The sequence below is a fragment of the Neisseria sp. P0008.S002 genome, assembly GCF_051962805.1.
In the GTDB taxonomy this organism is placed as follows: Bacteria; Pseudomonadota; Gammaproteobacteria; order Burkholderiales; family Neisseriaceae; genus Neisseria; species Neisseria perflava.
Genome location: NZ_JBQCUY010000013.1, coordinates 1 through 5813, shown reverse-complemented (window position 1 = coordinate 5813; position 5813 = coordinate 1). Strand labels below are relative to the sequence as shown.

The 5813-nt window shown below is 40.1% G+C and carries 6 protein-coding genes and 2 pseudogenes; all 8 read right to left on the bottom strand.

What is annotated here, in order from left to right; all coding sequences use genetic code 11:
* Positions 1–296: pseudogene (locus tag ACTHSA_RS10730) on the bottom strand (RHS repeat protein); the annotation flags it as partial.
* Positions 297–540: 244 nt separating this feature from the next.
* A complete protein-coding gene (locus ACTHSA_RS10725; RefSeq protein WP_003768463.1) occupies positions 541–975 on the bottom strand; it encodes a hypothetical protein in 435 nt (144 codons plus the stop codon).
* A 37-nt stretch (positions 976–1012) separates the two neighbouring features.
* Complete coding sequence (locus ACTHSA_RS10720) at positions 1013–1213, bottom strand: hypothetical protein (RefSeq protein ID WP_199900452.1); 201 nt, start codon at positions 1211–1213, stop codon at positions 1013–1015.
* A gap of 30 nt (positions 1214–1243) precedes the next feature.
* Positions 1244–1819 carry a hypothetical protein gene (locus ACTHSA_RS10715; protein WP_070625029.1) on the bottom strand — a complete coding sequence of 192 codons (576 nt, stop codon included), beginning with the start codon at positions 1817–1819 and terminating at the stop codon, positions 1244–1246.
* 436 nt (positions 1820–2255) lie between these two features.
* Positions 2256–2927, bottom strand: coding sequence for a growth inhibitor PemK (locus ACTHSA_RS10710; RefSeq protein WP_070625031.1), 672 nt, complete (start codon positions 2925–2927; stop codon positions 2256–2258).
* A 398-nt stretch (positions 2928–3325) separates the two neighbouring features.
* A pseudogene (locus tag ACTHSA_RS10705) lies at positions 3326–3865 on the bottom strand (RHS repeat-associated core domain-containing protein); the annotation flags it as partial.
* A 216-nt stretch (positions 3866–4081) separates the two neighbouring features.
* The gene (locus tag ACTHSA_RS10700; RefSeq protein WP_070625035.1) at positions 4082–4486 is read right to left on the bottom strand and encodes an NTF2 fold immunity protein; all 405 of its coding nucleotides are present in this window, start codon (positions 4484–4486) and stop codon (positions 4082–4084) included.
* 13 nt (positions 4487–4499) lie between these two features.
* Positions 4500–5813: RHS repeat-associated core domain-containing protein (locus ACTHSA_RS10695; protein ID WP_440378893.1), on the bottom strand; the 1314-nt coding region annotated here is incomplete at its 5' end.

The following is a 5813-nucleotide window of genomic DNA, read 5'->3' as shown; positions in this document are numbered from 1 at the left end:
CTGTCGCTGCGTTGTCCGTCGGCGTCGATGCGGTAGACGAGTTCGCGGTTTTCGTCGAAACCGTACACTTCCGTCCGCCCCAATGCGTCGGTAACGACGGTATGGTCTTTGCGGTAGGCGAACGTCCATGCTTCGCCGAGGTTGTTGCTGCTTTTGAGCACTTTGCCGTCGGTGTCGTAGCGGTCGTATTCGTAGCGGGATACCAGTCCGTCGGGCTGGCTGTGTTCGACCATGATGTGGTTTCGGTAGGCGAAACCGCGCAGTTTTTTGCCGTCGCGTCCGTAAACGGCGGTCAAATCGCCGTAGCCGTCGTAGTCGTAGCAATTTGGCAGAGGTCGTCTGAAAGTTGCTGGCTTTCAGACGACCTCTATGTTAACTGTTAATAAGATTATTAAAGAACAAATGGTTCAGACGACCTCAAAGAAAATAGTGAGGTCGTCTGAAAAACAGAAACCGCGTGCGTGCATACCGTTCACACTCTACATCGGAATTGGGGGTTTCATTGGCTACAGCTTGCTAATCGCTTAAAAATTAAACATATTAAGCATTATAATTTAGATAATCTTTAATAAAATATTCAAAGCTATTCCAATGTTTGCTGAATTGTTTATTTTCTATGAACTTTTGAATATTAGGAGCCTCTACAAAAAAAACCTCGTCGGTATTTTTATCATATAAGATATAATCATCTAACTCATTATTTAATAACGAAAAATAATTATCAGGTAATCCAATATTTTTTCTCAAAATTTCTGTTTGGCTACTTGAAAAATCCTCTAAGTCCATTGCCAAATCAACCAAATATCCAATTTTTCCATAAATTTCATCACTATATGTTGACCAAAATTCAACAAAGTCATGATTTATTTTTCCAAACCCTAATCTTTTGAATAATTCACGATATTTATTTTGATTTTCTGGCAATATCCTACCAAATTCATCATCAAGATATTCTTTAAAATTAGTATCTAACATAACAAACCTCTTTGATATAAATATAAGTAAATTGACCTTAACATTTTCCAGCTTTTCTTCTGCGTCTTTTTTCTGCTTTCGCCCTATCTTTCCAATATTGCTTTCTATCCTTATCAAACGCATTTCTATCTACTGGGAAATATGGATGCTTACCGCTTCCATCAACTTTATAAGGATGCAAGGCATTTGTTCTATCATATTTACTATGCGTTTTTACTATGCGTTGTTGAGGTTTCATGCAGACTACAGCTTGCTACGGTTTGCCCATTTATAGAGACTGTATTACTTCTGTATATCTATCTGATTTTTTATCCCAAAAAATGTACAAATAAGTAGTATCATGCTTCAACTTCGATATATCTAACTGCCCTAGAAACATTGCGGGAATATTATCGATGATAGGCCAATCAGGCTCCTGTAACCATTTGGGATATTTATTCATACAAATGAAATGTTCCTTAATAATCTTTTTAAAAGTGGTCGCCGTCTTAGGTTTGTACTTATCATACAAGGAATTTAAATAACCCATATCAGCTGGTATCCAGTTAGGAATAGCCTCCAAAATTAAATCGAATTTTTTTTCTGTCGTTGAATTCGAAGAGTACGGGATATGCTTGTAATCTAAAATTTCCCTGAAAATATCCATCAAATTTAACTTTGCATCAAGAGATGTCAAATCCTGACTAATTAAATATTCATAAGTGGAATTACTATTCATATAAGGTTTAGCTTTAGTATTTTCCAACAGGGAAATTAATTCTTGATTGGAAGACAACGCCATTTCCAATTCTTCAGTTGATAATTTTTCTTCCACAAAATTCTTTAAAATTTCTATTGCTTTCATAGCTAATTTCCTAGATTCCTATAAGGGTCAAGCGTTGCATGTTGTTCTCTAGTTACTTCTCTCAAATTAAAAGGACTATGCCTATCTGCATGACCTAAGCGTTGCGGTACATGATGATGCAACTCCATGGGATTTCCATTTGCATCTAAAGGAGCACTTCCGTAGTCGTAGCGCACCAGTTCCTTGCCTTTGAAGGTGACGGAGGTGAGGCTGTGCACCGCCATCGGGGGAGGCGATTCGGCAGAGATCGTCTGAAAGTTGGTTTTCAGACGACTTCTATGTTAACTGCCAATGAGATTGTTAAAGAGCAAATAGTTCAGACGACCTCAAAGAAGATAGTGAGGTCGTCTGAAAAACAGAAACCGCGTGCGTGCCACATACACCCTACGTCAGGATTGAAGATTTTGTGCAGGCTACAGCTTGTTACAAGGACTAATTATTGCATAATTTGTTGTTTTAATTTTTGGTCAAAAGAATTTTCCAGGAAGATCAAATCATGCTTGCTAAACAATCCATTATCATTTTCTAATACTTTTTTATCAAACAATAAAATATTCTGTATTAAAGGATCATTTAGTGGTAATTCATTCTTATTTATAATAAAAATAGCGGTTAATGCTTTAAAACGAAAAGCCTCTGGATAAAGTGCTAAATATTTTAAAACTTCTTTGCTACCGGAATGGAAGGCCATAATGATTGGAATATGATTTTGCTGCAAATGCTTTAATACATCTGGATAGATGTTTTTTGCATCATTCTCAGATTCAGGTAATTTAATGGTATCTCCATAAGGAAATGAGGTAATAGGGGGAGCTTTAAAAAAATGCGCCTGCGAGATAGATGGTTGTACAAATACTAAATCATATGGGTTTGACGATTTATCATAAGGAGGAACATTTTGGGAGAAAAAATTTCCCATTTCAGAATTGTATGCATATAGGTGAAGTATGACCCCCTCGAAAGTACGAGAATTGCTAAAGGATATTTCACCATAAACATATTTTCCTTTTTTAAATTTAATCCTATCTTTTAGAAAATTAGCATCAGGAATATTTAAATTATTTTTTAAATATTCAATAAGACCTTGAATAAATTCTTTACTTTTCATAATTATCGTCCTTAAAATCAATCTTTGAATACTAAAGTCATAAAGCGAGCAACGCCTTTGGAGGAACCCACATCCGTTTGCTTATCCTTATTTTTTGTTGAAACCATATATGCAGCCTTCGGACATTTTCCTCCAGCATTGTGCGGTTTTTTCAAATTGAATAACCCTGATCTCTTTTGACCTTTCGTTAATCGTCCTGTATTATTTTTTACCTCAATAAAATAGATTTTCCCATCTTTCATTGCGACTATATCAGGACGAATTCGAACCTTTTTCAATTTTTTCCCTGTTCTATCGAGAACTTTAATTGTTACTTCATCTGATAAAATTTTAAAACCTTTACTTTTTAAATACTCAGTTGCTTTAGCAATTCCACGTTGAGCACTCTCTGATTGTACGGATAATCCTAATGGATCAACCCAGACATTTGCATTAGGCGCAAACGAATAAAGATTCTCCCCACCCCACAACCCAATCGGGTCCTGATTCACAAACCGCCCGGCCTCAGGTTCGTAATACCGCATCAGGTTGTAATGCAGTCCCGTTTCTTCATCAAAGTATTGGTTTTGCAGTCGGAACGGCTGGTGCGCGTTCTTGTAAACCTGCTCGTCCTTTTTCAGACGACCCCAGGAGGTGTATTCGCCGTACCACAAGAGATTGCCGTGGATGTCGGTCATCTCGCGCGGTATGCCGATTTGGTCGGTGTGGAAATAGCTGAGGTATTGTTTGCCGTCTTTGGCGTTGTCAAAGATTTGCGCCAGCGGTTCGTAGCTGTCTTGGTCGGTGTAGAGATAGGTGTAGCTGCCTTTGTAGGTGTACTCCTGAAGTAATCGCGTTCCGTCCCAGACGAAGTGGGTGCGTTTGGGGTCGGTGCTCGTCCAGGCGAGTTTGTCTTGGCGTTCTTTGGAGAGCCTTCTGCCGAACGGGTCGTAGGCGTAGCGGCGGTTGAATATGGTACAACAAAGGCCGTCTGAAAGTTGTGTTTCAGACGACCTTTATGCTGATCAGTAATCGGATTATTAAAGAACCAATATTTCAGACGGCCTCAAAGAAAGTATTAAGGTCGTCTGAAAAGCGGAAACTGCGTGCGTACCGCACATACCCTACGTCAGGATTGGAGGTTTCATGCTGGCTACAGTTTGCTAATTACTTTATTAGATATGTATAGAATGCCATTTCCCATCATAACTATCAAATTCTTTTACATTATCTAATTTCCAGAGACCTGCCTGTTTTTTGAATTTATAAAGTCTTTGTGCTTCCATTCCAGCATAAAGCACATCACTTTTTACAGTTATAGAGCTACCTTTTTCTTCTATTTCAATGATTTTCTCGTTATTTGGATTGAATGTTGGAGGGTAGTTAACAGTCATACATTCTAACTTTCCCATTTTTCTTGGTTTATCTGTTAGGTATTTATCGTATATTTCCTTCAGTGTTTGTTTCAATATCTCATCAGGAATATCTGTGCCTGCATCAATATGCTTATTAGCATTGTCTTCCCATTTATACATTTCCATCAGAAAACTATTTAATACGGTTTCAATACTTTCATACATAATTCAATCCTTTTTAGTTATTAAACTTACCACGTAAAACACGCTGCCCACGTTGAAATACCTCATAAACAACACCAGTAGGCCGTGTTCCACCATTGGCATATTCAAATTTCCATTTCAATAACGCCTTGCCATCTTTATCTATAATATTATGAACTTTTCTTTCAAAATCTCTATAAGCTCCTCTATTAATTTTTCTTAACTGAGGAAACATATTTTGATTACTTCTTGAACCACCTAAAAGCTTACCTAAAATATGCCCAGCATCATCATCACATTTGCCTAATCCTCTAGCATAATCACGGTTACCCTGATTTGTAGCTTTTCCTTTTCCTAAATGACTACGTTTTAAAACCACAGAAGCAGAACGGACTTCACCTAGAGAACCTAATTTAACTTTTGGAGTTTTTGCTAAACCTAAAATATCAAACCAACTTTGAATATTAGGAGCAAACTGATACAGGTTATCCCCACCCAACAACCCAATCGGGTCTTGGTTAATGAAACGCCCTGTCTCCGCCTCGTAATACCTCATCAGGTTGTAATGCAGCCCGGTCTCTTCATCATAATACTGGTTCTGCAATCTGAACGGCTGATGCGCGTTCTTGTAAACCCGCTCATCCTTTTTCAGACGACCCCAGGCGGTGTATTCGCCGTACCACAAAAGATTGCCGTGGATGTCGGTCATCTCGCGCGGGATGCCGACTTGGTCGGTGTGGAAATAGGCGAGGTATTGCTTGCCGTCTTTGGCGTTGTCAAAGACTTGGGCTAAGGGTTCGTAGCTGTCTTGGTCGGTGTAGATATAGGTGTAGCAGCCTTTGTAGGTGTACTCCTGCAACAGGCGGCTGCCGTCCCAGACGAAGTGGGTGCGTTTCGGTTCGGTACTCGTCCAGGCGAGTTTGTCTTGGCGCTCTTTGGAAAGGCGTCTTCCGAACGGGTCGTAGGCGTAGGTCCAGATCTCGGTATTGCCGGCGGGCTTTTTGATTTCGGCGCGGACGAGTTGGTTTTCTAAATCGTATTGGTAATATTGGTTTTCGCCATTAGGCAGCTGGCGGTAGATCAGGTTGCCCAATGCATCGTAGGTGTATTCGATGCCGTTGTATTCTTTGAGGCGGTTGCCGGCGGTAAGGTTGGGGTTGGCAGGTGATTTCAGACGACCTTGAGTTTTGGTGTCGTCTGAAATCGGAGCGGTCGTTTTGCCCTCTCCACGACCCTCTCCCGCGGGAGAGGGGGTAGATGTCGGGATGTCGAGGATGTTGTGGGCGGGGTCGAAGGCGAAGGTTTCGCTGCGGCCGGTTTGGCTGTTGCGGGCTTCTTGAATGCGTCC